This window comes from Roseospira navarrensis (assembly GCF_009601025.1).
GTDB classification, from domain to species: Bacteria; Pseudomonadota; Alphaproteobacteria; order Rhodospirillales; family Rhodospirillaceae; genus Rhodospira; species Rhodospira navarrensis.
The window spans coordinates 1-2,225 of the sequence record NZ_WIVE01000138.1; the positions used below are offsets into that span (position 1 = coordinate 1).

General features: G+C 67.5%; 1 protein-coding gene, 1 tRNA gene and 1 pseudogene. 2 read left to right on the forward strand and 1 reads right to left on the reverse strand.

Translation table 11 applies throughout. The features are described from left to right. Positions 1-191, forward strand: a pseudogene (locus GHC57_RS19685) (IS110-like element ISEc32 family transposase); the annotation flags it as partial. 287 nt (positions 192-478) lie between these two features. Then, positions 479-555: transfer RNA gene (locus GHC57_RS18900), tRNA-His, on the forward strand. A 39-nt stretch (positions 556-594) separates the two neighbouring features. Here GHC57_RS18900 and GHC57_RS18905 read toward each other — a convergent pair. Next, positions 595-1,956 carry a DUF4910 domain-containing protein gene (locus GHC57_RS18905; protein ID WP_153347183.1) on the reverse strand — a complete coding sequence of 454 codons (1,362 nt, stop codon included), beginning with the start codon at positions 1,954-1,956 and terminating at the stop codon, positions 595-597. Positions 1,957-2,225 lie beyond the last annotated feature (269 nt).

Sequence of the window (2,225 nt, forward strand, 5' to 3'; positions counted from 1 at the left end):
GCGCCTTGCGATCCAAGCTCTTCATGGCCGCGCTCTCCGCCGTGCGATACAACCCCGACCTCAAGGCCTTCTACGAACGGCTTATCGGAAACAAAAAGACACCAAAAGGCGCACTCCTCGCCGTTGCCAGAAAGCTCGTCACCATCGCAAACGCGGTCCTCCGGCCTCAGCCCGAACCCGCCACAAACTGAGTTGATGACACTCTCTATTAAAAGTGCCTTGCGCCAAAACGCCCCGCCATCTTTTGTCGAGGTAGGGCAATCCGCCGCGTGGTGGCGATGCGGCGGGTTGCGCCTTCGGCGCGAACCCGCCCTACAAGGTCTCGCAGGTCGCCAAAGGTGCGTTCACCTGACTGCCTGACAGCCCTTCCAATTCTATTGACGTTGCCGCCGCGATGGGCTAGTTGATGCGCCCTTCGCCGGTTGATCCGGCGTGGCATGCGCGGACCGCACGCCCCGTCCCGACGGGGCCGCCCATGGCGGGTATAGCTCAGTTGGTTAGAGCGCTTGGTTGTGGTCCAAGAGGTCGTCGGTTCAAATCCGTCTACTCGCCCCATCTTTCCCGGTCCCGCGCTGCCCCTGGCCCGACCCCGCGTCACGCCCCCCGGTCCGACGGGGCCTTGCTCCAGGTGCACAGGTCGGCCGCCTGCAGAGTCTCCAGGATCGGCACCACGTCCCCCGCGTACAGGCCGCACACGCGCGCCAGATCCAGCAGGTCGTGCCGCCCGTCGCAATAGGCGATCACGTTCATCATGTTGCGCACCATCGCGCCCGACTCCTTGGTGCTGAGGGTCGGGTACAGCCCCCGCTTGCCGAGCTGCGGCTCGCACGGCGAGGTCATGCGGTAGTAGCCGTGGTGCTCCAGCAGGCCCAGGGCGTCCCTGAGCACCCCATAGGCCCCGGCCAGCCCGGCCGGCGTCACCAGCGACAGGTCGTCGGCCGAGGTGTGGTACTCGGGATAGGTCGCGTACTTGCTGCGCATGATCGAGACCACGGGCAGGTCCACGCCCGGGCTGCAGTACTGGCGCTCGTCGCTGCCCCGGGTCAGGAAGCTGTAGGGCGTATAGCGGGGCACCCGGTGATCGAGCACGTGCGTCGCCACCCGGTCCGCCAGCGTGCCGCCCAGGCGTGAGGGCATCAGGGAATAGTCCCGCTCGTCGCCGACGCAGGTGACCACGAACCCGGCGAGGGTGCGCGCCCGCATGGTCTCCAGGTGGCGCGACAGGTACACGATGGAGCCGATGGTCTCCGGGAGGAACACGATGCGGTAGGTCCAGCGCCGGTCCGGCAGCGCCGCCAGCCATTGCGCCAGGGCGGTGGTCACGACCGGGCCGGACAGCTCGTTGTTGGCCATGGACGGATGACAGATGTAGGTGGAGAGCAGCACCTCCTCCGGTTCCCGCCCCGGCAGCACCAGATCCGCATAGGTCAGCGATCCCGGCTCCAGGGTCGAGCGGATGACCACGTGATAGCGCCCCTCTGGCAGCGCCTCGCGCTGGCGGTGGGGCAGGCAGAAGCCCCAGCGGCGGCGGTAATAGCTGGTGATGTAGGGAATCCAGTCCGGATGCTCGGGCAGGGAGTACAGGTGGGCGTCCAGTTCCGCCCGGCTCATCCAGGCGTCCACGGGCTCGGCATAGCCCATCAGGTGCAGGGTGTGGTCCGCCCAGTCGATGACCCGCCGGCCGGACTCGTCCTCCACATACGCCTCGGTCACGTTCCATTCGTCCGGCACGGCCCAGTCGAAGGCCGGGGTGCCGGTGGGCACCTCGTGCAGGGTGAGGCCGGGCAGCCGGTCCTTGAGGTAGGCCAGCGTCCGGCGCACGCCGTTGCCGGTGATGCTGCGGCGGATCGGGAACAGGTCCCGCGCCCAGCCGTGCAGGGTCTGGCCGATGTCCCCGGCATCCTTCGGATCCGAAGGGGGGACGGGATCCGCGCTGGTTTCGCCCGATGCTTCCATGCCGAGTCCTTTTCCCGTGTTCGCGTCATCCTGAGCCGCCGAACGCGGCGAAGGATCTCGGGCGGACGGACGACTCCCGTCTGGCGGCTGCTCGCCCCGGCCCGAGATCCCTCAGTCGCTGCGCTCCTTCAGGATTGTCTGTTTGATTTGTGGCATTGTGGAGATGCCGGGTTGCGGGGCCCCGGGTGGCCACCCGGGGCCCCGCACCGGATCGTGTGATCGTCTCAGGATGGGGTCTTTGCCCGTTGTCATCGTGATCCGCGATCCGG

Coding starts and splice junctions, on each gene's coding strand:
- GHC57_RS18905 (WP_153347183.1), bottom strand. CDS start 1,956: ATGGAAGCATCGGGCGAAACCAGCGCGGATCCCGTCCCCCCTTCGGAT.